Annotated in this window: 20 protein-coding genes and 1 pseudogene; 12 read left to right on the plus strand and 9 right to left on the minus strand. The window is 66.7% G+C overall.

From position 1 onward, the window contains the following. Positions 1-12 precede the first annotated feature (12 nt). From AB1I47_RS13705 to AB1I47_RS13725, 5 genes are all read left to right on the plus strand, one after another. Complete coding sequence (locus AB1I47_RS13705) at positions 13-726, plus strand: ATP-binding cassette domain-containing protein (RefSeq protein WP_354684292.1); 714 nt, start codon at positions 13-15, stop codon at positions 724-726. Beyond that, positions 723-1,994, plus strand: a complete 1,272-nt coding sequence (locus tag AB1I47_RS13710; protein WP_407935832.1) for an ABC transporter permease — start codon at positions 723-725, stop codon at positions 1,992-1,994. The genes AB1I47_RS13705 and AB1I47_RS13710 overlap by 4 nt, the downstream gene beginning before the upstream one ends. A 7-nt stretch (positions 1,995-2,001) precedes the next feature. Next, the gene (locus AB1I47_RS13715; protein ID WP_354684293.1) at positions 2,002-2,652 is read left to right on the plus strand and encodes a DUF3299 domain-containing protein; all 651 of its coding nucleotides are present in this window, start codon (positions 2,002-2,004) and stop codon (positions 2,650-2,652) included. Positions 2,653-2,887: 235 nt separating this feature from the next. Next, positions 2,888-3,949, plus strand: a complete 1,062-nt coding sequence (locus tag AB1I47_RS13720) for a CBASS cGAMP-activated phospholipase (protein WP_354684294.1) — start codon at positions 2,888-2,890, stop codon at positions 3,947-3,949. A 62-nt stretch (positions 3,950-4,011) separates the two neighbouring features. Beyond that, positions 4,012-4,437 (plus strand): bis(5'-nucleosyl)-tetraphosphatase, encoded by a 426-nt coding sequence (locus tag AB1I47_RS13725; protein ID WP_354684295.1) that lies wholly within the window; start codon positions 4,012-4,014, stop codon positions 4,435-4,437. A gap of 7 nt (positions 4,438-4,444) precedes the next feature. Here AB1I47_RS13725 and AB1I47_RS13730 read toward each other — a convergent pair whose 3' ends face one another. The 5 genes from AB1I47_RS13730 to AB1I47_RS13750 form a co-directional block, all read right to left on the minus strand. After that, positions 4,445-5,329 carry an ABC transporter permease subunit gene (locus AB1I47_RS13730; protein WP_354684296.1) on the minus strand — a complete coding sequence of 295 codons (885 nt, stop codon included), beginning with the start codon at positions 5,327-5,329 and terminating at the stop codon, positions 4,445-4,447. Between the two features lie 10 nt (positions 5,330-5,339). Then, positions 5,340-6,116: a taurine ABC transporter ATP-binding protein gene (locus AB1I47_RS13735; RefSeq protein WP_354684297.1), complete on the minus strand. Its 777-nt coding sequence runs from the start codon at positions 6,114-6,116 to the stop codon at positions 5,340-5,342. An 86-nt stretch (positions 6,117-6,202) separates the two neighbouring features. After that, positions 6,203-7,201 carry a taurine ABC transporter substrate-binding protein gene (gene tauA, locus AB1I47_RS13740; RefSeq protein ID WP_354684298.1) on the minus strand — a complete coding sequence of 333 codons (999 nt, stop codon included), beginning with the start codon at positions 7,199-7,201 and terminating at the stop codon, positions 6,203-6,205. Positions 7,202-7,558: 357 nt separating this feature from the next. Beyond that, entirely contained in the window at positions 7,559-9,034 is a 1,476-nt protein-coding gene (gene glnA / locus AB1I47_RS13745; RefSeq protein ID WP_354684299.1) for a type I glutamate--ammonia ligase, read from the minus strand. A 96-nt stretch (positions 9,035-9,130) separates the two neighbouring features. Then, a complete protein-coding gene (locus AB1I47_RS13750; protein ID WP_354684300.1) occupies positions 9,131-9,736 on the minus strand; it encodes a J domain-containing protein in 606 nt (201 codons plus the stop codon). Positions 9,737-9,889: 153 nt separating this feature from the next. Here AB1I47_RS13750 and AB1I47_RS13755 point away from each other — a divergent pair, with 153 nt between their 5' ends. After that, the gene (locus AB1I47_RS13755) at positions 9,890-10,183 is read left to right on the plus strand and encodes a hypothetical protein (RefSeq protein WP_354684301.1); all 294 of its coding nucleotides are present in this window, start codon (positions 9,890-9,892) and stop codon (positions 10,181-10,183) included. Between the two features lie 218 nt (positions 10,184-10,401). Here the strand turns inward: AB1I47_RS13755 and AB1I47_RS13760 are convergent, their stop codons facing one another. Continuing rightward, positions 10,402-12,384 (minus strand): aconitase family protein, encoded by a 1,983-nt coding sequence (locus AB1I47_RS13760; protein ID WP_354684302.1) that lies wholly within the window; start codon positions 12,382-12,384, stop codon positions 10,402-10,404. Between the two features lie 184 nt (positions 12,385-12,568). On the opposite strand from AB1I47_RS13760, the gene AB1I47_RS13765 reads away from it, so the two are divergent. Further along, positions 12,569-13,516 (plus strand): LysR family transcriptional regulator, encoded by a 948-nt coding sequence (locus AB1I47_RS13765; protein WP_354684303.1) that lies wholly within the window; start codon positions 12,569-12,571, stop codon positions 13,514-13,516. A gap of 106 nt (positions 13,517-13,622) precedes the next feature. Next, positions 13,623-14,618, plus strand: coding sequence for a tripartite tricarboxylate transporter substrate binding protein (locus tag AB1I47_RS13770; RefSeq protein WP_354684304.1), 996 nt, complete (start codon positions 13,623-13,625; stop codon positions 14,616-14,618). Positions 14,619-14,641: 23 nt separating this feature from the next. On the opposite strand, the gene AB1I47_RS13775 is transcribed toward AB1I47_RS13770, so the two are convergent. After that, positions 14,642-15,520, minus strand: a complete 879-nt coding sequence (locus tag AB1I47_RS13775; protein ID WP_354684341.1) for a LysR family transcriptional regulator — start codon at positions 15,518-15,520, stop codon at positions 14,642-14,644. A 209-nt stretch (positions 15,521-15,729) separates the two neighbouring features. Here AB1I47_RS13775 and AB1I47_RS13780 point away from each other — a divergent pair, with 209 nt between their 5' ends. Further along, positions 15,730-19,341 carry an indolepyruvate ferredoxin oxidoreductase family protein gene (locus tag AB1I47_RS13780; RefSeq protein ID WP_354684305.1) on the plus strand — a complete coding sequence of 1,204 codons (3,612 nt, stop codon included), beginning with the start codon at positions 15,730-15,732 and terminating at the stop codon, positions 19,339-19,341. A 118-nt stretch (positions 19,342-19,459) separates the two neighbouring features. Here the strand turns inward: AB1I47_RS13780 and AB1I47_RS13785 are convergent. Continuing rightward, positions 19,460-19,860: pseudogene (locus tag AB1I47_RS13785) on the minus strand (3-carboxy-cis,cis-muconate cycloisomerase); the annotation flags it as partial. Beyond that, positions 19,861-20,550, minus strand: coding sequence for a VTT domain-containing protein (locus tag AB1I47_RS13790; RefSeq protein ID WP_354684306.1), 690 nt, complete (start codon positions 20,548-20,550; stop codon positions 19,861-19,863). Positions 20,551-20,788: 238 nt separating this feature from the next. Between AB1I47_RS13790 and AB1I47_RS13795 the strand changes: the two genes are divergently transcribed. The 3 genes from AB1I47_RS13795 (at position 20,789) to AB1I47_RS13805 (ending at position 23,487) form a co-directional block, all read left to right on the plus strand. Next, positions 20,789-21,685 (plus strand): AraC family transcriptional regulator, encoded by an 897-nt coding sequence (locus AB1I47_RS13795; RefSeq protein ID WP_354684307.1) that lies wholly within the window; start codon positions 20,789-20,791, stop codon positions 21,683-21,685. Positions 21,686-21,811: 126 nt separating this feature from the next. Beyond that, entirely contained in the window at positions 21,812-22,492 is a 681-nt protein-coding gene (locus tag AB1I47_RS13800) for a 2Fe-2S iron-sulfur cluster-binding protein (RefSeq protein WP_354684308.1), read from the plus strand. After that, entirely contained in the window at positions 22,489-23,487 is a 999-nt protein-coding gene (locus AB1I47_RS13805; RefSeq protein ID WP_354684309.1) for an FAD binding domain-containing protein, read from the plus strand. The genes AB1I47_RS13800 and AB1I47_RS13805 overlap by 4 nt, the downstream gene beginning before the upstream one ends. Position 23,488: the final 1 nt, after the last annotated feature.

A 23,488-nucleotide genomic window follows, 5' to 3' on the forward strand; every position in this document is an offset into this window, starting at 1 on the left:
CTTCACTCGATCATGGAATCAAGACAACCTCCACCCACTGCGATGCTGACCGGCATCGCTTTCACCTGGCCGGGGCAGGACGCCCCCTGCCTGCGGCTGGACCGGTTCCGCGTGGCCGCCGGCGAACACGTGTTCGTCTCGGGCGCCAGCGGCAGCGGCAAGAGCACGCTGCTGGGACTGCTGGCGGGCGTGCTGGTCCCCGAGCAGGGGCAGGTCGTGCTGAACGGGACGGCGTTGAACCGGCTGACCGGTGCGCAACGCGACCGCTTTCGCGCGGACCATATCGGCATCATCTTCCAGCAGCTCAACCTGCTGCCGTACCTGTCCGTGCTCGATAACGTGCTGCTTGGCTGCAAGTTCTCGGCCCGCCGCCGGCAGCGGACAGTGGAGCAGGGAGGCGGACCCGCCGCCGCTGCCGCGATGCTGCTGGCACGGCTGGATCTGCCGGAAGCGATCTGGCGCCGGCCGGCGGCGCAGCTGTCGGTGGGACAGCAGCAGCGCGTGGCAGCCGCGCGCGCATTGCTGGGCCGGCCTGAACTGGTACTGGCCGACGAACCCACCTCGGCCCTCGACGCTGACCGGCAAGACGCATTCATGGACCTGCTGCGGCAGGAATGCAGGGCGGCCGGCGCCAGCCTGGTCTTTGTCAGCCATGACGCCAGCCTGATGCCGTCGTTCGACCGGCATGTCGCGCTGGCGGCCGGCATCGTCACGGAGGCGGCATGATGACCCTGGCAGGCCTGGCGGCGCGCAGCGCCTGGAGCCGGCGCTACAACCTGTTGCTGATGGTGCTGGCCATTGCGCTGTCGACCGCGCTGCTGCTTGGCGTGGAGCGCGTCAGGCATCAGCTTCGCGTCAGCTTCTCGCAGTCCGTTTCGGGTACCGACCTCGTCGTGGGGGCGCGGGCCAGCCCGGTGCAACTGCTGCTGGCCACGGTGTTCCGCCTCGGCGGCGTGCAGCACGACATCGGCTGGGACAGCGCGCAGCGGATTGCCGCGCATCCGCTGGTGGCGTGGACCATTCCGCTCTCGCTGGGCGATTCCCATCGTGGCTTTCCGGTGCTGGCGACAACGGCGGAGTACTTTCGGCACTATCGCTATGGCGACCGGCGCGCGCTGGAGCTGGCCGCGGGCAAGCCTTTCCAGGCGGTGTTCGATGCCGTGCTGGGTGCCGAAGTGGCCAGGCGGCTGCACTATCGCGTGGGCGACCGCATCGTGCTCAGCCACGGCGATGCAGAAGGGCCGTTGGCCGGCCATCATGACCATGCCGACAAGCCGTTCGTGGTGACCGGGATCCTGGCGCCGACGGGAACGCCGGTCGACCGCACCGTGCATATCCGGCTCGATGGCATGGAGGCGATCCACCTGGACTGGCAGGCGGGCACGCCGATGCCGGGGCTGTCGATCCCGCCGGACCAGGTCGGCAAGTTCTCGCTGGTGCCCGAGCATGTCACCGGCGTCCTGGTCGGGCTGAAACTGCGTTCGCGCGTGTTCGCGTTGCAGCGAGACATCGCCGACGATGCGCACGAGCCGCTGATGGCGGTGCTGCCCGGCGTGGCCCTGGACGAGTTCTGGCGGATCGTCAGTATCGGCGAGAAGGGTTTGTTGCTGATGTCCGCGTTGATCGTGGTGGTGGGGCTGGCGGGACTGGCATCGTCGATCCTCGCTGCGCTGGGCGAGCGGCGGCGCGAACTGGCGCTGCTGCGCGCGGTGGGTGCGCGGCCAATGGACCTGCTGGTGCTGCTGGCGACGGAAGGGATGCTGCTGATGCTGGCCGGTACACTTGCCGGTTTCTTGCTGCTCACGGTGGGAAGTATTGCGCTGGCACCGTGGCTCGAAGCCAGCCTCGGCATGGCGCTGCCGGTGGCATGGCCGCATGCGGGCGAGTGGCCGCTGCTGGCGGCAATCATTGCGGCCGGAGCCATCGCTTCGCTGTTGCCGGCATGGCGGGCGTACCGGCTCAGCCTGCATGACGGGCTGACGCCTTCTATCTGAGGATCGTATGGGAAGACAAGCGGGGCGCGTATCGGCACCGGTGCTGGCCACGATTGGCATTGTCGTGGTCGTGCTGTGCGCTGGCGCTGGGCATTGGCTGCTGTCGCGGGGTGAGGGCGTGAAAGGCAAGGCGGCGGATACGTATGCGGTGGGCCAGGCGCTGACACCGCCTCAAGCTTCCGCGGTAGCGGCTGATGCTGTCTATCGCGAAATTGGCTGGAAGGATCTGCTGCCGAAGGCGTGGGACCCGATGGCGCCGTTCAAGGGCCTTCGGCTTCAGGACATGGCTGACGATGACCCGCGCGCGCAGGCGGCCCTTGAAAAGGCGAAGGAATACTGGCGTGATGCGCCGGTGGAGCCCGCGATGGACGGGGTGGCGGTACGGCTGCCGGGGTTTGTGGTGTCGCTGGACGGGGAGGGGGAAGCGATTCGGGAGTTCTTGCTGGTGCCGTATTTTGGCGCTTGTATTCATGTGCCGCCGCCGCCGGCTAATCAGGTTGTTCACGTACGCGCTGGCAAGCCGCTGGAGGGGTTGCGGACGATGGATACTGTCTGGGTCAGCGGCACCATGCGTGTGGAGCGTGCCGAGACCATGATGGGGGATGCGGGGTATGCGATTAGCGGGGCGCGGGTGGAGGCGTATGTGCAGGGGCGGTGAAATGCGTGCGGTGTGGTTTGCTCTCCTCTCCCGCGTGCGGGAGAGGGGAGCGTTCACCAGCGGTGGTGGCTTCGTTCGGCACGCAGGTGAACAAGCGCTCTACTACCACCGTGTCTCTGAAACTCAGACTTAAACCCCGTCTAATTTCAAAAATCGCAGCATCGCCTAGTATAGATGCGCATGGCATCTCACGGCGTTCCCGGCACATTCACGCCTGGTTCGAGGGAGGGAAATCTTGGACGAGGCTGCGCAATCCCGGTTCCAGATCCTCGCGCTGTCTGGCGGCGGCTACCGTGGCCTGTACACGGCGAAGCTGCTTGCCGATTTCGAGGATGAGGTCGGCGCGCCCATCGCGACCCGCTTCGACCTGATCGCCGGGACCTCGATCGGCGGCATCATTGCGCTGGCCCTTGCGCTGGAGGTGCCGGCGCGCCGCATTGTCGATCTGCTGACCGAGTACGGCGAGGAGATCTTCAGGCGCCGCTGGTCGCTTGCGGGCATCTGGCGCGCGCCGTTTTCTTCGCGCCGCCTGGCGGAGTTGCTGTCGGGCAGCGAGATGTTCGGCGACCGCGTGCTGGGCGCCTGTTCGCACCGCGTGGTGATTCCGGCGATCAATTACTCCACCGGCCGGCCGCAGATCTTCAAGACGCCGCACCATATCAATTTCAAGCGCGACCACAAGTTCCGGATCGTCGATATCGCGATGGCCACCAGTGCCGCGCCCGCTTACTTCTCGCGCTACACGTTCAACCACAACCAGTTTGTCGATGGCGGCCTGTACGCCAATGCGCCGGGCCTGCTGGCCGTGCATGAAGCCCAGTATTCCTTGCTGCAGTCGCCCGCCGATATCCACGTGATGGCGATCGGCACCATGTCGTCCAAGTTCACCGTGAACCCCCGGCGCAATCGCGAGGGCGGTACCTATGACTGGGGCGGCATCAATCCCTCCAATATGCCAAAGCGCCTGTTTGGCCTGTCGATCTCGGTGCAGGAGGCGCTGAGCGATTTCGTGCTCACGCATCTTCTGCCCGGACGGTATGTGCTGGTCGACGACGAACTGACGGACCAGCGCTCGCGCGCGGTAGGGATGGACAAGGCCGACCGGGCCGCGCGGGAGGTCCTGCTGGGCGCGGCGTCGGAGCGGTCGAAGATATGCATCGGCAGCCGGGATGTCCAACGGTTCCTGCGGCATGTCGTGCCGCCCGCGACCTTCTTCTACGGGGAGCATGCGAACTTGCCGACGGGGCGCGTCGCCAGCATCACGGCGCGGCTCCAGACGGCCGCACCGTCGAGATAGGTAGCGAGGAACTTCCGCCGCGGCCGTGGTACCGTTAATGCCTGCCATGGGCGAGACAAGCGATGAAGACGGTGAAACGATCGGCGGGACTGGTCGTGCTGCGGCCGCAGGCAGGCGAGTGGCGTTGCCTGATCCTGCGCGCCTACCGGAACTGGGACTTCCCGAAGGGGTTGCCGGAGCCCGGCGAGACACCCCTGCAGGCGGCGTTGCGCGAGACCGAAGAGGAGACCGGGCTGACCGGCCTGCAACTTCCCTGGGGCGAGGACTACCGCGAAACCGCGCCTTACGGTGCCGCGGGCAAGATTGCCCGCTTTTATCTGGCAGTCTCGGCCCGGGGCGACGTTGCCTTGCCGGTCAGCGCGGAACTGGGCCGCCCCGAGCATCATGAGTTCCGCTGGGCGACGTTCGACCAGGCGCGGCAACTGCTGCCGCCCCGGTTGTTGCCAATGATCGAATGGGCGTGCGCGGTGGCCGGTACTGAACGCTAAGCGACGCTCACATCCGGCACTTCCAGGGCACCAGCACTTTCGCCAGCTTGCGCATCAGCAGATCGAAGACATAGGCGATCAGCCCGATCAGCACGATGCCCATGATCACCACGTCGGTACGCAGGAAGTTGGAGGCGTTGAGCACCATCTGGCCCAGGCCGGCGGTTGCCGCCACCATTTCGGCTGCGACCAGGGTGGTCCAGCCGAAGCCGATGGCAATGCGCATGCCGGTAAGGATATCGGGCAGCGCCGCGGGGATCACCACATGGCGTACCACCTGCCATGGCGTGGCACCCATCGAGTAAGCCGCATTGATCTGCTCGATCGTGACCGAGCGCACGCCAGCCTGCGCCGACATCGCCAGCGGCGCGAAGCAGGCCAGGAAGATCAGCAGCACCTTCGAGGTCTCGTCGATGCCGAACCAGATCACGATCAGTGGCAGGTAAGCCAGCGGCGGCAACGGGCGGTAGAACTCGATCGGTGGATCGAAGATGCCGCGCGCGATGCGCGATACGCCCATCATCACGCCGATCGGCACCGCCGTGACCGTGGCCAGCCCGAAGGCGCCGAACACCCGCAGCATGCTGGCCGTGAAATGCTCGGTCAGGGGCTGGCCGCCTTGCAGGTTGCCCTGCCAGGCGTCGATGAAGGCGGTGACGATGGACTCCGGTGTTGGCAGGAACAGTGGCGGGAGCCAGCGCAGATGGCTGGCCAGCCACCACAGCGCGAGCAGCAGGATCACGGTGACCGTGGAGATGCGCGAGCTTGACCCTTCTCCCGGCAGGCGATAGCCCGAGACGGTCTTCATGGGCGTGCGCGTCGTTGCTGTCCCCGCTGCGGCAACGGCGGGGCCGGGCGGCGTGGGTTCGATGCGTTGGACGGAAGCTGACATCTTGTGTTCCTCAGGCGGTGGCATGGATCAGATCGACGATCTCTTCGCGATAGCGGATGAACTCGGGGTCGGACTTGACCGCGCGGGCATCCCCGCACTCGATGAAGCGCCGCGCGAACGGCAGCTCATAGGTATGCGCGATGCGCCCGGGCGAGGGCGTCATGACGATCAGCCGCGTGGCCAGGAACAGCGCCTCTTCCACGCTGTGGGTGATGAAGAAAACGATCTTCTGCTCCCGCGCCCAGAGCTTGAGGATCAGCGCCTGGATCGACTCGCGCGTCAGCGCGTCGAGCGCGCCAAGCGGCTCGTCCATCAGCATCACCGCGGGATCGCAGGCAAGCGCCCGCGCGATGCCGACGCGCTGCTGCATGCCGCCCGACAGTTGATAGACCGGCTTGCCGGCGACTGCTTCCAGTCCGACCTCGGCCAGCTTCTGTTGCGCGATCCGCAGCCGCTCGGCACGCGCCACGCCGCGCAGGCGCAAGCCCAGTGCCACGTTGTCCACCACGCTGAGCCATGGCATCAGCGCGTGCTTCTGGAATACCACGCCACGCTCGGCACCCGGCCCGCGCACCGGCTTGCCGCATAGCCGGATCTCGCCTTCGGAGGGTTCCATAAAGCCCGCGATGCACGACAGCAACGTGGTCTTGCCGCAGCCGGAGGCACCCAGCGCCACGACGAAATCGCCGCGCGCCATCTTGAGGTTGACTTGTGAAAGGGCCAGCGTCCTGGCACCGCCGCCAGTGCCGTAGTTGACACTGAGGTTATCGATTTCTAGTTGGTACATGATGGGCTTCCCAGACTTCCGATATTCCGATACGGGACTTGCGGGGCCGCCGCGCGGCGGCCATCTTCAGCGACACGGACACGGCGTCAACGCATGGCCCGCTTCGCCCATTCCGCATTGACGCCGGCGCCGTAGTCCGGCAGGACGGTCTGGATCGTGCCTTGCTCCTTGAGGAACTGCGCCGCGGACTGCAGCGCGCGCGCCGCGCCGCCGCCCAGCCAGCGCGCCGATACCTGCTCCTCCAGCGTGGGGAAGGCGTACAACGCCATGCTCGCCGGCACCGTCTCAGCCTTGGCGCCGGACCGCTTCGCTACCGCCTTGACCATGGGCGAATCGGCGGTCCACGCAGCCTTGTTCTTGCGGTAGTTCTCATCGGCGGCAGCCAGCACGCGCACCAGCCTGACCATGAACTCAGGGTTCTCGCGGGCGAACTTCTTGTTGGCGATCATGCCGTCGAAGGTGGCCTTGCCCGTGTCGGCGGCGATCTGGCCCGAGGTGGTCAGCACGGTGCCCGACTGCTTGAGCTTGGCCAGTACCGGGTCCCAGATGAAGGTGGCATCGATGTCGCCGCGCTCCCAGGCGGCGGCGACCTCAGGGGGCCGCATATTGACGATGCGGACCTCCTTGGGATTGACCCTGGCGCGCTCCAGCGCGACCAGCATGTGGTAGTGCGTGGTCGATACGAACGGCACCCCGACGCGCTTGCCCTTCAGGTCGGCGACACTGGCGATCTTGCTGCCGTTGCGCGCGACCATTGCCTCTGCCGCATTGATGTCGTCGAGGATCCAGAACAGCTCGACGTCCAGCCCTTGCGACAGGGCCGAAGCAATCGGCGAAGTGCCGGCTTCGCCGATGGCGATCTGGCCCGAAGCCATGGCGCGGATCACATCGCCGCCTCCCGCGAACTGGCGGAATGAAACGGTGTAGCCGGTCTGCTTTTCCAGCTCCTTCATTTCCTGCGCGTAACGCCAGGGCACCACCATGTCCTGGTAAGCAATCACTACATTCTTGCCTTGCGCGTGCGCGGCTGGCGCCAGCGCTGCTACCAGGGCCAAACACGTTGCAATCTGCCTGATCCACCGCATGGTTGTGCTCCTCGAAAAGGAAAAAGTTGGGTGTCCCGGGTTTATAGGTGAGGGCCGGGACAGGCCAATAGGTCCAGTTCGGGCAATTCGCTGGGGCCAGGATGCCGCGCGCGGGCGCAAGCCGCCGCGGGCCGGGCGGAGCGGTGGCGCCCGGCGGCGTCAATCATGGAAATCCTGTAGGGGGGTTGGGGGCGGTGAGGTGCGGTGGCGTGCTGAGGCTTAAAGGGCCAGCCTGCTGCGGGTTTGTTCCCCTCTCCCGCGGGCGGGAGAGGGAGCGTTCACCTGCGGTGGTGGCTTCGGATCAGCGTGCAGGTGGACGAACGCTCCTCACCTGGCTACCGAGCGCCTGCACCGCAATCAAATGTCAAAGTACAGATAAAACTCCCACGGATGTGGCCGCAGCTTCAACGTATCGATCTCGCGCGTGCGCTTGTACTCGATCCAGGTGCTGATCACATCTTCCGTGAAGACATCTCCCTTGCGCAGGAACGCTGAGTCGGCTTCCAGCGCGGCAAGCGACTCTTCGAGCGAGCCCGGCACCTGCCGGATGCCGGCGGCTTCCTCCGGGGGCAGGTCATAGATATTCTTGTCGAGCGGATCGCCGGGGTCTGTCTGGTTTTCAATGCCGTCAAGGCCGGCGAGCAGCATGGCCGCGAACGCAAGGTAGGCATTGGCCGACGGGTCAGGGCAGCGGAATTCCACGCGCCGGGCGGCCGGGGAATCCGAATACATCGGAATCCGCGCCGCGGCAGACCGGTTGCGCTGCGACATGGCCAGGTTGACCGGCGCCTCGTAGCCGGGCACCAGCCGCTTGTAGGAGTTGGTGCTCGGCGCGCAGAAAGCCATCAGCGCGGGCGCGTGCCTGAGCAGGCCGCCGATGTACCAGCGGCACATCTGGGACGTCAGCGCCCAGCCGTTTTCGTCATAGAACAGGTTCTCGTCGCCGCGCCACAGGCTCTGGTGGCAATGCATGCCGCTGGCGTTATCGGCAAACAGCGGCTTCGGCATAAACGTGGCGACCTTGCCGTGGCGGCGCGCGACGTTCTTGCAGATGTACTTGTACATCATCACGTTGTCCGCCATGCGCGTCAGTGGCGCAAACCGCATGTCGATTTCATTCTGGCCCGCCGTGGCGACTTCATGGTGATGCACTTCGACGCGGATGCCGGCCTGCATCAGCGCCAGTACGATTTCGGAGCGGATGTCCTGCAGCGTATCGCTTGGCGGCACGGGAAAGTACCCCTCCTTGTACCGCTGCTTGTAGCCAAGGTTGCCTCCGCCATAGGCGCCTTCGTCACGGCCCGAGGTCCATTCGCCTTCGGCCGATTCGACATGGTAGTAGCCCGAGTGCTGGTCCTGCCCGAAGCGAATGGAGTCGAAGATAAAGAACTCCAGTTCCGGGCCGACGTAGCAAGCCGTGGCAAGGCCGGTCTGCTCGAGGTACCGCTCCGCCTTTCTGGCGATGTGGCGCGGATCGCGCGAATACGGCTGCTTCAGCACGGGGTCCAGCACGTCGCAGATCAGCGCCAGCGTGGGTGTCGTGCAGAACGGGTCGATGAATGCCGTGGCCGGGTCGGGCCTGACCAGCATGTCGGATTCGTGGATTTCCTGGAAGCCCCGGATGGAAGAGCCGTCGAAGCCGATGCCTTCCGAGAACAGGTCGTCGCCGACTTCCGGCAGCGTGATCGAGAAATGCTGCCACACGCCGGGCAGGTCGGTGAACCTGAGATCGACGACCTGGATCGCATGCTTCCTGATCAGGTCGATCACTTCACCGGGGTTTTGCGGCGGGGCAAACTGATAGCTGCCAGGTTCTATTGAGACCATGCCCATGACTGCCTCCGTCGTCTTCCCGCGGCATAGTCCAACATTAGCCTGTCAGCTTGCGAATGCAAGGGTGGCCCCGCGGCCGCCTTCTACATCCCGGCGCTAGGACCGCAGGCCGAACAAGCCGTGCCAGAACGAATCGAAGGCGCCGGGGTGACGCCGGGGCCGCGTCGCTTCGTCGTGGTCTGGCGCCGCCGCGGCGCCGGGCGGCGGGGCCGCCTTGGCGTCGGATGCGTCCGCGGCCCGCGCAGCGGCGCGCCGCGACTCCTGCAACGCCCACACGCTGTCGGCGATCCGTGCGGCCAGTTCCGCGTCGCAGTCGCGGCCGAGCAGCACGCCGAACATGACGTCCCGGTTGTGGCCGTCGTCGCCAAAGCGCATCGCGATCGCGACCATCTGCTCGTAGTGCTCCTGCGCGACGCGCTGCGCCTCACGTTGCGCCTCGCGCTGCTGTGCTTCCTGCGCGTGGTGCTCTGCCTGCCAGCGTTGCATCTCGCGCTCGAAGACCTCGTCGTAGATCTGGCGCTGCACGGCATCGGAAAGAATGGCGTAGGCGTCGCGGATTTCCTGGAAGGCCGTGTGCGCTTCCTTCTCGCGGCCAAGGTTGCGGTCGGGATGCCATTTCATCGCGGCACGCCGGTAGGCGCGCTTGATCTCGTCCAGGGTGGCGTCCGGTTGTACGCCGAGGGTTGAGTAGAGGGTTGTCATGGCCGATGCGGCAGCTGCTGGGCGGGCATTCATCCTAGCACGGGGTGATGGCTGTCTCGCTGACGCGTGCAGGCCCTCCTAGAATGATCAAGGGCGCCTGGGCATCCGGCCGGGGCGCAGATGCCTGCGGAGGCGCACGAAACGGAGTGCGATATGACGATCGAAACCGAATATGACTCGCTCGCTGCGGAGGTTGAGCGTTTCTGGAAAGAGGACCTCGAGGGCAAGGGTCATGTCGAGGTGCGAAGCTTCGACAACGCCGAATTCATCGTCACGCTGCTGGCGGTGGCCAGGGACAGGAACGGCCGCAGCTGGCTGCGTTGCAAGGATGGCAACAGGCGGTACGCATTGCTCTGGCTGCCGGGCAAGCTTTACTTTGCCGGGAGCCGCGCTGACGATGAGCTGATCAGGCCGGAGCGGACGCGGGAGCCGGAGCTGCTGGAGTAGGGCGATAGCTCTTCACGATGAAGCTGTTTTCTCCCCTCTCCCATTTATGGGAGAGGGGCGGGGGAGAGGGCAGGAGCCTCCACGGAGTGAGGCGTTTCGATGCTTGCCATGCGCCAGCCCTCTCCCCCGGCCCCTCTCCCGCGCGCGGGAGAGGGGAGCGTACGCGCGGCTTCGTGGCTTCGTGTACACGCGTAAACGTGCGCTGCGCGGCTGTTTGCTCAGCTGCCCCCAGGCTCACTGCCATCACGCGCCTGCAATGCGTCAAACGACAGCAACTCCCCACCGATCGCGCTGGCTGCCACCGTAGGCGGACTTGCCAGCCAGACCTGCCCGGGCCCTGAGCGCCCGGGGAAATTCCGGTTGATCGAGCTGACCGTCACCTGATCCGTGCGCACTGAAGACCCCGGCCCACAGTTGGCGCACGCGCCGCAAGAGGGCTGCAGTATCCGCGCACCGACCGCATGGAACGCATCCATGTAGCCCTGCCGGATGCAATAGTCCCGCACGTCAGTGGTGCCGAACTGCAGATACAGGGTGACGTGAGCCGGAACGCTCAGGCCTCGCTGCGCTGCCCAGGACAGGACCTCGTGGTACAGGTCAAAGTCCTCCCGCTTGCCGGCGGTGCAGGAGCCTCCGTAGGCAATATCCACTTGCACACGCTGGTCCAGCGCCGCCAGCGGCACGCCGTTCCCCGGATCGCCGGGGCGTGCCACCATGGGGCCGAGCGTCCGGCAGTCGAGCTCCAGCGTGGTGGCAAAGACGGCGTCGTCGTCGCTTCGCATCCATGGCTCGACCACGAAATCGATGCCGCGTCGTTCCCTCAGGAAGCGGACCGTCTCTGCATCGGGCGCGACAATGCCGGTGAAGCCGCCCAGTTCGGCGCACATATTGGTCAGCGTGGCGCGCTCGTCGATCGACATCGCGCCGACAACCGGGCCGGTGAATTCGAACACCTTGCCCACTCCGGCTCCTGCCTTGATCTCCGTTTGCGCCAGCAGGTGGAGCACCACGTCCTTTGCCGTGACCCCGGGCGCCAGCGCACCGTGAAGCCTGACACGGATGCATTGCGGCATCGTCATGCGCACGGCCCCCGTGACAAACGCATTGGCCATGTCGGTAGTGCCGACCCCGAACGCCACGCATCCCAGCGCCCCGCTATGCGGCGTGTGCGAGTCGGTACCCACCACCACCTGTCCCGGCAGCGCATAGCGTTCGGCCATCATGGCGTGCGAGATGCCAGCGACATTGCTGCCATCGTCGCCGCGGGACTCGTCCTCGGTCAGCGTGCGGTGGCACGTCAAGCCATAGGTGCGTACGAAGTCCCGCTGCGCCGCACACATCCTGACGACGTTGTCCACCAGCCCGCCATGCACATGTGCCGGGCTTTCCGCGACATAGGCGGTGTGATCCTCGAACACGACGATATGGTCGGCATCCTTGAGCTGAAGCGGCTTGCCGAAGGTGGCGTGCAGCATGTGGGCGCACATGCCGGTGTAGTACTCGTGAATGAAGCGCCAGTCGGCGCGCACGAAGATGCCGTCGCCGGGGGCGGGCTGTGCCGGCGTGAGAGGCGTCGCCAGCAGATGCCGGTGGACGATCTTCTCGAACAGGGTTTGCGGCCGCGCCGGCATGGCGGGGGGCGCTTCACCGACGTTGCCGAGGTATTTCTGCCCGAACTTCAGCAGCCCGCCGTTCAGCAGCACGGCTGCGGCCAGTGCGTCGCGCCCGGCCACGAGCGTGTCCAGCCCGATGGGCTCGCCTTGTTGCAGGCGAGGAATCAGGCTGACGTCCGTCGAGGTGAACAGTCCGATGTTGTCGGCGTTCTGGCGGTAGATGCGTTCGAAGCTTTTGGCGATGACCAGCCGGATGCCGGCCAGCTGTTCCGCTGCGGGGCTATGTTCACGCGACGATCCCTTGCCGTAGCGGTTGCCCGCGACCGTCACCGCAAAGCCGCCGTCGCGAATCGCGTTGGCTGCGATCGGCAGTGTCCCCTCGACCTTGTAGCCCGTGTAAGGGTAGCGGCCGAGCGCGTCGTCATAGTGCGTCAGGATCGGTACGGGCGTGATTTCGTCCGTGGACACGTCGTCGCGCAGCGTGCCCGCTTGCTCCAGGGTCATTGCCTGGCCCTGGAGCTGTCTCTCCATGGCCGCCGCTGAGTCGGCCAGGAACAGGATGCGGCCTGACGGCGCAAGGACACTCATGCCAGTCTCCGGTGGGGATGTTTGCGCAACTCTACTTGCCGTTGCGCGGCGACACGAAGCGCTGATGCGGCATGGCGGATATCCGTTGGCGCGATATCAGGGTAAACGCCTGTGTATGCAGCGCGCCGGCCGCAAGGTTAGTATCAGGCGACATTTCGGCCTGCCCGCATGGGCTTTCTGAAGCATGCACCGCATCGATCCCGTCAATATCCAACTCTTCCTGGCAGCGGCGCGTGAGGGCTCCATCAAGCGGGCGGCGGAGACCGAGCATATTGCCCAGTCCGCGCTGAGCCGGCGCATTGCCGAACTGGAGCGCAGTCTCGGCGTGGTGCTGTTCGTGCGCTCGCCATCCGGCGTGGTGTTGACCGATGCGGGAGCGCGCGCGCTGGAACTGGGGCGCAGGCTGAACGAGGACATCGCCAGTTTTGCGCGCGAGGTGCAGGACCTGGGCGACCAGGTGGCCGGCGTCGTGCGCCTGTCGGCGAGCCCGTCCGCCATCATCGGGTTTCTTCCCGAGCGCTTGCATGCCTTCAAGGCGGCACACCCGCTGGTGGAGATCGCGCTGTACGAGCGATCGACGGCCGAGACCATCCGGGCCTGCCTCGATGACCGCGTCGACATCGGCATCGGCGTCGCGGCGAAGGCGCCCGCCGGCCTGGAATCCTGGCAGTTCGCCAGCGACCCGCTCAATGTGGTGATCCCGTCCTCGCATCCGCTAACCAGGCGCAAGCGGATACGCTATGCCGAAGTCCTGGAGCATCCGCTGGTGGTGGTGCAGCCCGGCGGCGCGCTCGACCAGGAGCTGAGGGAGCAGGCGGCGAACCTGCGGCTGCCCTTCAACCAGAGCGTGGCGGTCTCCAGCTTTGAGGCCGCTTGCCGCATGGTGGAGGCGGGGCTGGGCATCGCCGTGCTGCCGGCCAGCGCCAGCGCCGCCTATGCCGGCACCCGGCGCTTCGTCCGCATTCCGCTGGATGAGCCATGGCGCGAGCGCCAGCTGCTGATCTATGCCCCTTACAAGCAGCCGCGGCTGCGGGCGATTGCCGCGTTGATCGGCGCGCTGCAGCCGACGGGAGAGCCAAGGGGAGAGCCAAGGCGGGTAGCCAAAGGGGCATCGCACGGTATGCCAGGCTGAGATACCCGCTCCAGCGGATTAGCACTCTGCCGCCGCGGCAGCGCAACACTACACTCCGTCCCAAAGAGCACTGTCCCTGGTGCCACTCAATGAACGGAGACAAGGAATGCCGACTTCGCTGTTTCGACAGGCCTGCAATGCGCTTGCCGCCCTGACCACCCTAGCCGTCTTCGGCGGCCTGAACGCAGCCGCCGCCCACGCGCAGGCCACCGATTCGAAGCCCGTCAGGCTCATTGTGCCGACCCAGCCAGGTTCGCAGGCCGACGCCGTGGCCCGGGCCCTGAGCCAATCTCTTGGGAAGCACCTCGGGCAGTCAGTGGTGGTCGAGAATATCGCGGGCGCTGGCGGTGTGCCGGGCACCCAGCAAATCGTCAGGGCGCCGAAAGACGGGTCCACGCTGGGTCTGATTTCATCGAACCACGTCATTAACCCGTTTATCTACAAGAACCTGCCCTATGATGCGCTGAAGGACATTACCCCGATCACGGTGATCGGCACGCTGCCGCTGGTGCTGGTAGTCAATCCTGGGGTCAGTGCAAGCACGGCAAAGGACCTGATCGCGCTGCTGAAGTCGAAGCCGGGCGAGCTTAACTATGGCTCGTCAGGAAACGGCACGGTCCTGCACCTGGCCGGCCAGCTTTTTGCCAGCGAAGCGAACGTCGATATCCGCCACGTGCCATACAAGGGGGCGGGCAACTACACCACCGACCTGGTCGGTGGCCAGGTACAGCTCGGCTTCCTGACGGTGCAGGCCGTCCTGCCGCTGATCAAGGCCGGCAAGCTGAAGGCCATCGCGGTGTCCACCGCGCAGCGTGTGCCGGCGTTGCCCGATGTGCCGACGCTGGCGGAGTCAGGGCTGCCGCGATACAGCTTCGACGCGTGGCTCGCGATCGTCGGTCCTGCCGGGATGCCGAAGCAGACTGTGTCGACGCTGCAGTCGAAGACCAAGGCCACGCTGCAGGAGCGCGAGGTCCAGGACCACCTGGCGGGGCAGGGCGTGGTCGTGACCCCCACCGGTGCCGACGCGGCCGTGCCGTTTTTCAAGAGCGAGCTGGACAAGCATGCGCGCATCGTGAAGCAGGCTGGCGCCACGCTGAACTGAGACAGCGCCTGACCACGTTTGCCTCAACGCCCACATGCGTAGATCAGGAAGTCCCGCAGCGCCACCGCCGCGGGGCTCAGTTCCGCGTCCTTGCGCCACAGCAGGCCGACTTCCATGTCCGGGATGGCCGCGGACAGCGGTCTCGCTTCGATTTCCTTCCCTTCCAGCGACCAGGGACGGAACACCATATCCGACAGCACCGTAATCCCGAAGCCGTGCGCGACCAGCCCACGAAGCGCCTCCATCGATGTGGTACGGAATGCCACGTTCGGTGCCAGCCGCTTCGAGCGCCAGTACCGCAACGTGGATGCTTCGCCTTCGTCGACCGTCAGCAGGATATACGGGAACTCGGCCACCTGCCGCAGCGACGGCGCGTCGCCCGCCAGCAGCGGATGCCCCGGCGCCGCCCACAGCTGGCGGCGCGACCGGATTAGCGAGCGATGCGAAAACCGCTCAGGTTCCGCGACATTGGACAGCAGCACGACGCCGAGCTCGACTTCACCGCTGAGAATGCGCTCCTCGACCTCGGCGCGATGCAGGTCGCGCAGGTCCAGGTCCACGTTGGGATAGTGATTCCGGAACCGCGCCAGCAGTGAAGGCAGGAAGTAGCCCAGCACCGTATAGGTGGCGGCAATGCTGACGCTGCCCCCCATGCTGTCCAGCCTGATGCGCGGCTGCGTCAGCGCATCGTCGACGGATTGGAGGATGCGCGTGACGTGCTGGTAGAGGTGATTGCCTTCTGCCGTCAGCGCCACGCCGTGCGGCAGCCGGTCGAACAGGCGCGCGCCGAGCAACTGCTCCAGCGCCAGCACGGCATTGGTGATGGCCGACTGGGATACATGCTCTTCCGTGGCAGCCATCGAGAACTGTCCCGTCGCGGCGGCGGCGCGAAAGTAGCGCATCTGCCGCAGCGTGATTTCCTTTGCCGCCGGCAAAGCACTTTCCGGGACTGAGTTTTTCCGGCTGCCGGAGCGGGAACCGCGCTTAGTCGGAGACATATGGAAATCGGATACCTGTTGTCTGAAATTGTGATTTTACGATACAGCAAGCGCTTTCTACACTGGCTCGACATATCCATAAAAGCAAGCCTTTGACCCCGGAGACCCCGTCTGTGAACAGCCCTCTTTCCCCTCAATCGCAGCAGGCGCTGGCCGACACCCTGGCCGAAGCCAGTCTTGACGACAAGTACACCCTGCCCAAGGGCCGCGTCTACATGAGCGGCACCCAGGCGCTGGTGCGCCTGCCGTTGCTGCAGAAGGCGCGCGACGCGGCCGCGGGTTTGAACACCGGCGGCTATATCTCGGGATACCGCGGCTCGCCGCTGGGCGGACTGGACCAGGCGCTATGGCAGGCCAAGTCGCACCTGGCGGCCAGCGACGTGGTGTTCCAGCCGGGCGTCAACGAGGACCTGGCCGCGACGGCGGTCTGGGGCACGCAGCAGGTGAATCTCTTCCCCGGCGCCACGCGCGACGGTGTGTTCTCGATGTGGTATGGCAAAGGCCCCGGCGTGGACCGTTCCATCGATGTGCTCAAGCACGCCAACTCGGCCGGCTCGGCGCAGCACGGCGGCGTGCTGGTGCTGGCCGGCGACGACCATGCGGCCAAGTCGTCTTCGGTGGCGCACCAGTCCGAACACGTGCTGCTCGCGTCGGGGATCCCGGTGCTGTATCCGTCCAATGTCCAGGAATACCTCGACTACGGCCTGCACGGCTGGGCCATGAGCCGGTATTCCGGGCTGTGGGTCGCGATGAAATGCGTGACGGACGTGGTCGAATCCACCGCTTCGGTCGAGATCGACCCCGAGCGCGTGCAGATCACGCTGCCGCAGGACTTCGCCATGCCCGAGGGCGGCCTCAATATCCGCTGGCCGGACCCGCCATTGGCGCAGGAGGCGCGCCTGCTCGACCACAAGTGGTATGCGGCGCTGGCCTATATCCGCGCCAACAAGCTCAACCGCGTGGTGCTGGATTCGCCCAACGCCCGCTTCGGCATCATGACCGCCGGCAAGGCCTATCTGGACGTGCGCCAGGCGCTGACCGACCTGGGGCTGGACGACGACGCCTGCCAACGCATCGGCATCCGCGTGTTCAAGGTGGGCTGCGTGTGGCCGCTGGACGCGCAGGATGCGCGCGAGTTCGCCACCGGGCTGGAAGAGATCCTGGTGGTGGAGGAGAAGCGCCAGATCCTGGAATACGCGCTGAAGGAAGAGCTGTATAACTGGCGCGAGGACGTGCGGCCCAAGGTCTACGGCAAGTTCGACGAACGCGGCAACCACGGCGGCGAATGGTCGGTGCCGCGCGGCAACTGGCTGTTGCCCGCGCATTACGAGCTGTCGCCGGCGCTGATCGCCAAGGCCATTGCGCGCCGGCTGGAGAAGGCCGATCTGCCCGCCGACGTGCGTGCGCGCATTGCCGCGCGCGTGGCGCTGATCGAGGCCAAGGAGCGCGAGGCCGCGCGCCCGCGCCTGACGGTGGAGCGCAAGCCCTGGTTCTGCTCGGGCTGCCCGCACAATACCTCCACGCGCGTGCCGGAAGGCTCGCGCGCGCTGGCCGGCATCGGCTGCCACTACATGGCGATGTGGATGGACCGCAATACCGAGACCTTCAGCCAGATGGGCGGCGAAGGCGTGGCGTGGACCGGCCAGATGCATTTCACCAGCGAGAAGCATGTGTTCGTCAACCTGGGCGACGGCACCTACTTCCACTCCGGCCTGCTGGCGCTCCGGGCCGCCATCGCGGCCCGCGCCAATATCACCTACAAGATCCTGTTCAACGATGCCGTGGCGATGACCGGCGGGCAGCCGGTGGACGGCGTGCTGACGGTGCCGGCGGTCGCCCACCAGGTGGCGGCCGAAGGGGCGCGCGAGATCGTCGTGGTCACGGACGAGCCGGGCAAGTACGGCGACGGCAGCATGCTGCCGGGCGGCGTCAGCGTGCATCACCGCGACGAGCTCGATGCCATCCAGCTACGCCTGCGCGACACGGCGGGCGTGACCGTGCTGATCTACGACCAGACCTGTGCCACCGAGAAGCGCCGCCGCCGCAAGCGCGGCACCATGGCGGATCCCGCCCGGCGCGCGTTTATCAACGACGCGGTGTGTGAAGGTTGCGGCGACTGCTCGGTGAAGTCGAACTGCCTGTCGGTCGAGCCGCTGCAGACCGAGCTTGGCACCAAGCGCAAGATCAACCAGTCCTCTTGCAACAAGGACTTCTCCTGCGTCAACGGCTTCTGCCCGAGCTTCGTCACGGCCGAAGGTGCGCAGTTGCGCAAGCCCCGTGTGAGCGGTGATAAAACCGGGATGGACCCAGCGGCGCTGCCCCAGCCGGCGCTGCCGGCACTGGACCGTCCCTACGGCATCCTGGTGACTGGCGTGGGCGGCACCGGCGTGGTCACCATCGGCGGCCTGCTGGGCATGGCGGCCCACCTGGAGCGCAAGGGCGTGACCGTGCTCGACATGGCGGGCCTGGCGCAGAAGGGCGGGGCCGTGCTGTCGCACGTGCAGATCGCACCGTCGCCGGCCGCGCTGCATGCCACGCGCATCGCCACCGGCGAGGCGCGGCTGCTGATCGGCTGCGACGCCATCGTATCGGCCTCGCCCGAGGCGTTGTCCAAGATGCGGCGCGACGTGACCGCCGCCGCGGTCAACAGCGCCAACACGCCCACCGCGGAGTTCATCGGCAACCGGAACTGGACGTTCCCCGGCGCCACCGCGGAGCAGGAACTGCGCGCCGCGGTGGGCGATAGCTGCAGCTTCCTCGACGCCAACGCGTGGGCGGTGACGCTGCTGGGCGATGCCATCTACGCAAATCCGCTGTTGCTGGGGTTCACCTGGCAGAAGGGCTGGATCCCGTTGTCGCAGGCGAGCCTGGTGCGCGCCATCGAACTCAACGCCGTTGCGGTGGAGAAGAACCTGCGCGCCTTCGATTGCGGCCGCCTGCTCGCCCATCGCGGCGAGGAAGGCGTGCGTGCGCAGCTGAAGGCAGCGCCGGTGGCGCAAGTGGTGCCGATGCCGGAAACACTGGACACGCTGCTGCGCAAACGCGAGGCGCTGCTGACCGCCTACCAGGATGCCGCCTACGCCAAGCGGTACCGGTCCGTGGTGGAGCGCGTACGCACCGCTGAATCCGCGCTGGCGCCGAACGGCAAGCTGCCGCTGACGATGGCAGTCGCGCGCAACCTGGCCAAACTGATGGCCTACAAGGATGAATACGAGGTGGCACGGCTGTATGCCGACCCCGCGTTCCTCGACAAGCTGCGCGCCCAGTTCGAGGGCGAGCCGGGCAAGGACTACCAGCTGAACTTCTACCTGGCGCCGCCGCTGCTGGCGAAGAAAGACGGGCAGGGCCGCCTCGTCAAGCAACGCTTCGGTCCCGCGGCCATGACCGCATTCCGCGTGCTGGCCCGCCTGAAGCGCTTGCGTGGCACCGCGTTCGATCCGTTTGGCCGGACGGCGGAGCGGCGCGAGGAGCGGCGCCTGATCGACGAATACGTGGCGATGACCGAGGCATTCTGCACTTCGCTGCGTGCCGACACCCTGGATATCGCCGTCAGACTGGCCTCATTGCCGGAGGACATTCGCGGCTTCGGGCATGTGAAGGAAGCCAGCCTGGAGACGGTGGCGAAGCAGCGCGAGGTGTTGCTTGCGCAGTTCCATGGTGCGGGCGATGGGGCACGGCCATCGCGTCAAGTCGCCGGCAGTGTATCGGTCGCAGCCGAGGCATGACGGCGGTGCCGCGGGGGCGTTGAGCCCGAAGGCATCGTGCTCTACGCGGAACCGGTTCATGGCGCGCAATCCAGCGAGATATTGGCCTTGGCCGCCACCGCCTTCCAGCGCGTGATCTCGCGAGCGCGTCGGCCAGCGTGCCGCCGTGCGTATTGACGGTCCGGCAGGCGTCGTACACCACGTCGTGCGCCTGCTGTCGGCCGATGTGGGGCGCCATGCCCATCATCACGGCTTCGGCCACGATCAGCCCGTTGGAGATGCCCAGGTTGTGCTTCATGCGGGCTTCGTCGACGATCAGGCCGCCCAGCGCAAACCTGGCCTGGTGCAGCGCGCCGGCGGTCAGGATGAAGCTCTCGGGGATAGCGATCCATTCCGCATGCCAGGGCCGGTGGCGCGCTCGAAGTCCTGCACCATCGCGTCGACCATCAGCCCGGCATGCTGGCGCACCGCCCTGGAGTCGGCCAGCATCGGCTCGCTGGAGATCGGATTGCGCTTCTGGGGCATGGTGCTGCCACCCCCTCAGCGCTGCTGCAGGCTGCCCGACTTGCGCTTCCTGGCACGCAGCACCAGGCCGGCCAGCGCCGCGACCACCGCCAGGATGCCGACGGTAATGAAAAACGGTAAGGGCCGATCGATGGCCAGGCTTTCCCCGGCGACGACGATACCCAATGCATAGCCCGCTTCGGCGATGGCGATCGCGGCCAGGAATTTCGGGAAGGGGTAACGCATGGTGCCGAACAGATAGCCGGGAATCTCCGATGGCACCGCGATACAGAACAGCAGCACGGCCCAGAACTTCATGCGCTGCGACACGTAGTCCTGGTACTTCGCCAGCTTGTCCGCGTAACCACTACGGGCGAGCAATGGATAGGCCAACCGGCCGATGCCGTAGGCGGCAGCAGCGCCCAGCAGCCAGCCGCCCCAGAGCAGAAGAACAGTGAGCGGCTTGCCCCACACCGCGCTGGCCGGTGGCACCAGGACCACGCTGGAGGCGAAGGCGAGCATGGCGGACACGGCGGAGAACAGGAAGAAGACCAGCGCGCCCGCCGCGGGGTGCTGTTCTATCGTCGACTGCGCCCAGGCGATGGCCTCGTCGGCGAGGGCCTTGAAGGGAGGCGACAGGACGAGCAGGGCGATCAGCACCGCTACGGTGCCGACTGCAAGCCAGAACCAGATGGCGCGTCGATTAGCAGACAATTTGCTCAGCATACAAAAATTAGAACCACGTGCCGGGGCAAAGTTTCTACGGCCTCAGCCAGCCATCGGCGAGTTCGCGTGTGCGCGGACTGACAGTTCTTTGTATTATTGCTGCGCAGCATCGATACAAAGATCTGGGCCGCATAGGCGTATTGGCCGCTTCCGGGATGAGCGATTCGGTTTATATCAGCCGCTCATGCTGCCGTTCTGGGGAAGTCCGCCACGGATCGCCCGTCTTAAAGGAACGATGATGACGCTCACCCCTGCCATCGGCCACGGGCGGCTGCGGGCCCGCCAGGCCAGGACCGCTGCCGCGTTCACGACCTCGATGCTCGACGGCGGCGTGGTCTTTGACCATCGCCATTGGGCCTGCGGCGAGGCGGAATTCCGCTGGAGCGCCCCGCGCCATTTGATCGTGCTGACCGAGCGCGGGACGACCGGGCGCACCTGTATTCACAGTGAAGGACGCCTGATGCATGACGGGCGCGATGGACCGGGCTCGCTCAGTTTTGTGCCCGCCCATGCGGAACGCAGCGGCCATTTCCGCGACGCCGACCTGGTCTATACGGCGCTATGGCTCGATCCCGCGCTGGACCTGCCGGGCTGCGACCGGCTGGCGCAACTGCCGATGCGCATCAACGACACTGCCGACGCGGTGGTGCAGGCATTGTTGAAATCGTTCAGCGCGGACATGGCCGCTGGCCGCGTTCCCGAAGCCGTCTACCTTGAGCAACTGGTTTCCCTGGTGGCGCTGCGCATCGCCGGCGCCACGCCGGCCGCGCCCGTGCGCCGCGTCCCGGCGCTGGGCAAGCGGCTGCTGGCGCGCCTGACCGACTACATCGACTCGCGGCTGGATACGTCGCTCTCGCTGAGCGACCTGGCCGGCGTGGCCGGCATGCCGGTCGACACCTTCGCGCGCCGCTTCAAGGCCGAGACCGGAATGGCCCCTTACGCCTACGTCATCGCGCGACGCGTGCGGCGCGCGCAATGCCTGCTGCGCGGCAGTTCGATGCCGCTCAGTGCCGTGGCACTGGAGCTGGGGTTTTCCAGCCAGAGCCATTTCACCTCCACCTTCCAGCGCCTGACCGGCACGACGCCGCGCAGCTATCGCACGCACTTGCGCCAGGATTCTGATATTTCCTCCTGATATGTGAAAGAAACGCCGCCGCGGCGTCCGACATACTGCCGGTGCCGGCTGTGGCGGCTTCCGCGGGGGAAGTCGGTCGCGCCGCGCGGCAGGGCCAGGCCTTGCCGTCCTTATCAGGAGCAGACCATGGATCAGGCGGACCATCCGCAAAACCCGGGTCGCCGCGCTGTGCTGCGGGCCAGCGCGGCGAGCGGCATGTTGTTCGCAGTTGGCGCTGCGCCGGCCCAGGCCGCATCGGCCGCGCCAGCCGCCCCAGCCGCATCGACGGCTGCGCCAACCGCCGCCGTGCCGGTACGGCCGCTGACCCTGCGCATCAACGGCGCGGAACATGCGGTCGAGCTGGACGTGCGCACGACCCTGCTGGACGCGCTGCGCAACCAGTTGGGCATGACCGGTACCAAGAAAGGCTGCGACCACGGCCAGTGCGGCGCCTGCACGGTGCTGGTGAACGGCCGTCGCATCAATGCCTGCCTGACGCTGGCGGTCATGCACGAAGGCGACGAGATCACCACCATCGAAGGCCTGGCCGACGGCGACAGGCTGCATCCCGTGCAATCCGCGTTCATCGCGCGCGACGCTTTCCAGTGCGGCTACTGTACGCCCGGGCAGATCTGCTCCGCTGTCGGCATGCTGGCCGAAGCGCGCGCCGGCTGGCCCAGCCATGCCAGCCGCGACGTGGCCGGGCGCGACTTCGCGCTCGACGAGGCCGAGATACGCGAGCGCATGAGCGGCAACGTGTGCCGCTGCGCCGCCTATCCAAACATCGTGGCCGCCATCCGCGACGCCGCCCGGGGAGGCCGCTCATGATGACCTTCAGCTACGAGCGCGCCGAAGACCCGGCCCAAGCCGTGCAGGCCGTTGCCTCCCGGGCCGGCGCGCGCTTTATCGGCGGTGGCACCAACCTGCTCGATCTGATGAAGCTGCGCATCGAGCAGCCGCGCCATCTGGTCGACGTCAGCCGCCTGCCGCTGGCCACCATCGACGAGACCGCGGACGGCGGGCTGCGCATTGGCGCGCAGGTGCGCAACAGCGATCTGGCGGCCGATCCGCGCGTGCGGGCGCGCTATCCGTTGCTGTCGCAGGCGCTGCTGGCCGGCGCGTCCGGCCAGATCCGCAACAAGGCCTCGACCGCCGGCAACCTGCTGCAGCGTACGCGCTGCGCCTATTTCTACGACCCGCACATGCCCTGCAACAAGCGGACGCCCGGCAGCGGCTGCGCGGCGATGCAGGGCCACAACCGCATGAACGCCATCCTGGGCGCCAGCGAATCCTGCATCGCCGTGCATCCGTCTGACATGGCCGTGGCGATGGTGGCGCTGGACGCGCGCGTGCACACCGTGCTGCCGCAGGGCGGCGGGCGCGTCATCGCCGTGCGTGCGCTGCACCGGCTGCCGGGTGCGACGCCGCATATCGAGACCCAGCTCGAGCATGGCGAGATGATCGCCGCGGTCACGCTGCCGCCACCGCCGGCCGGCCGGCAGCTTTACCGCAAGGTGCGCGACCGCGCTTCGTATGCATTTGCGCTGGTGTCGGTGGCGCTGGTGCTGGACGTGGCAGACGGCCGCGTGCGGGGCGCGCGCATCGCGCTGGGCGGCGTGGCCCCGCGCCCCTGGCGGGCGGACGCCGCCGAGCAGGTGCTGGCCGGCAGGGCGGCGGACGCGGCCGGCTGGCGCGCGGCCGCTGACGCAGCGCTGGCAGGCGCACGGGGCCATGGCGGCAACGACTTCAAGATTCCGCTGGCCGTGCGCACCTTGCGGCAGGCGTTGGCTGTTGCCGCGCAGCCCGCCCCGCAGCGGGCATGAC

Source organism: Cupriavidus necator (genome assembly GCF_040578825.1).
Taxonomy (GTDB): Bacteria; Pseudomonadota; Gammaproteobacteria; order Burkholderiales; family Burkholderiaceae; genus Cupriavidus; species Cupriavidus necator_E.

Bases quoted from the DNA above. Each gene is read 5' to 3' on its own strand.
- AB1I47_RS13705 (WP_354684292.1), top strand. From the start codon at position 13: ATGGAATCAAGACAACCTCCACCCACTGCGATGCTGACCGGCATCGCT.
- AB1I47_RS13710 (WP_407935832.1), top strand. From the start codon at position 723: ATGATGACCCTGGCAGGCCTGGCGGCGCGCAGCGCCTGGAGCCGGCGC.
- AB1I47_RS13715 (WP_354684293.1), top strand. From the start codon at position 2,002: ATGGGAAGACAAGCGGGGCGCGTATCGGCACCGGTGCTGGCCACGATT.
- AB1I47_RS13725 (WP_354684295.1), top strand. From the start codon at position 4,012: ATGAAGACGGTGAAACGATCGGCGGGACTGGTCGTGCTGCGGCCGCAG.
- AB1I47_RS13730 (WP_354684296.1), bottom strand. From the start codon at position 5,329: ATGTCAGCTTCCGTCCAACGCATCGAACCCACGCCGCCCGGCCCCGCC.
- AB1I47_RS13735 (WP_354684297.1), bottom strand. From the start codon at position 6,116: ATGTACCAACTAGAAATCGATAACCTCAGTGTCAACTACGGCACTGGC.
- tauA (WP_354684298.1), bottom strand. From the start codon at position 7,201: ATGCGGTGGATCAGGCAGATTGCAACGTGTTTGGCCCTGGTAGCAGCG.
- glnA (WP_354684299.1), bottom strand. From the start codon at position 9,034: ATGGGCATGGTCTCAATAGAACCTGGCAGCTATCAGTTTGCCCCGCCG.
- AB1I47_RS13750 (WP_354684300.1), bottom strand. From the start codon at position 9,736: ATGACAACCCTCTACTCAACCCTCGGCGTACAACCGGACGCCACCCTG.
- AB1I47_RS13755 (WP_354684301.1), top strand. From the start codon at position 9,890: ATGACGATCGAAACCGAATATGACTCGCTCGCTGCGGAGGTTGAGCGT.
- AB1I47_RS13760 (WP_354684302.1), bottom strand. From the start codon at position 12,384: ATGAGTGTCCTTGCGCCGTCAGGCCGCATCCTGTTCCTGGCCGACTCA.
- AB1I47_RS13765 (WP_354684303.1), top strand. From the start codon at position 12,569: ATGCACCGCATCGATCCCGTCAATATCCAACTCTTCCTGGCAGCGGCG.
- AB1I47_RS13770 (WP_354684304.1), top strand. From the start codon at position 13,623: ATGCCGACTTCGCTGTTTCGACAGGCCTGCAATGCGCTTGCCGCCCTG.
- AB1I47_RS13775 (WP_354684341.1), bottom strand. From the start codon at position 15,520: ATGCGCTACTTTCGCGCCGCCGCCGCGACGGGACAGTTCTCGATGGCT.
- AB1I47_RS13790 (WP_354684306.1), bottom strand. From the start codon at position 20,550: ATGCTGAGCAAATTGTCTGCTAATCGACGCGCCATCTGGTTCTGGCTT.
- AB1I47_RS13795 (WP_354684307.1), top strand. From the start codon at position 20,789: ATGACGCTCACCCCTGCCATCGGCCACGGGCGGCTGCGGGCCCGCCAG.
- AB1I47_RS13800 (WP_354684308.1), top strand. From the start codon at position 21,812: ATGGATCAGGCGGACCATCCGCAAAACCCGGGTCGCCGCGCTGTGCTG.
- AB1I47_RS13805 (WP_354684309.1), top strand. From the start codon at position 22,489: ATGATGACCTTCAGCTACGAGCGCGCCGAAGACCCGGCCCAAGCCGTG.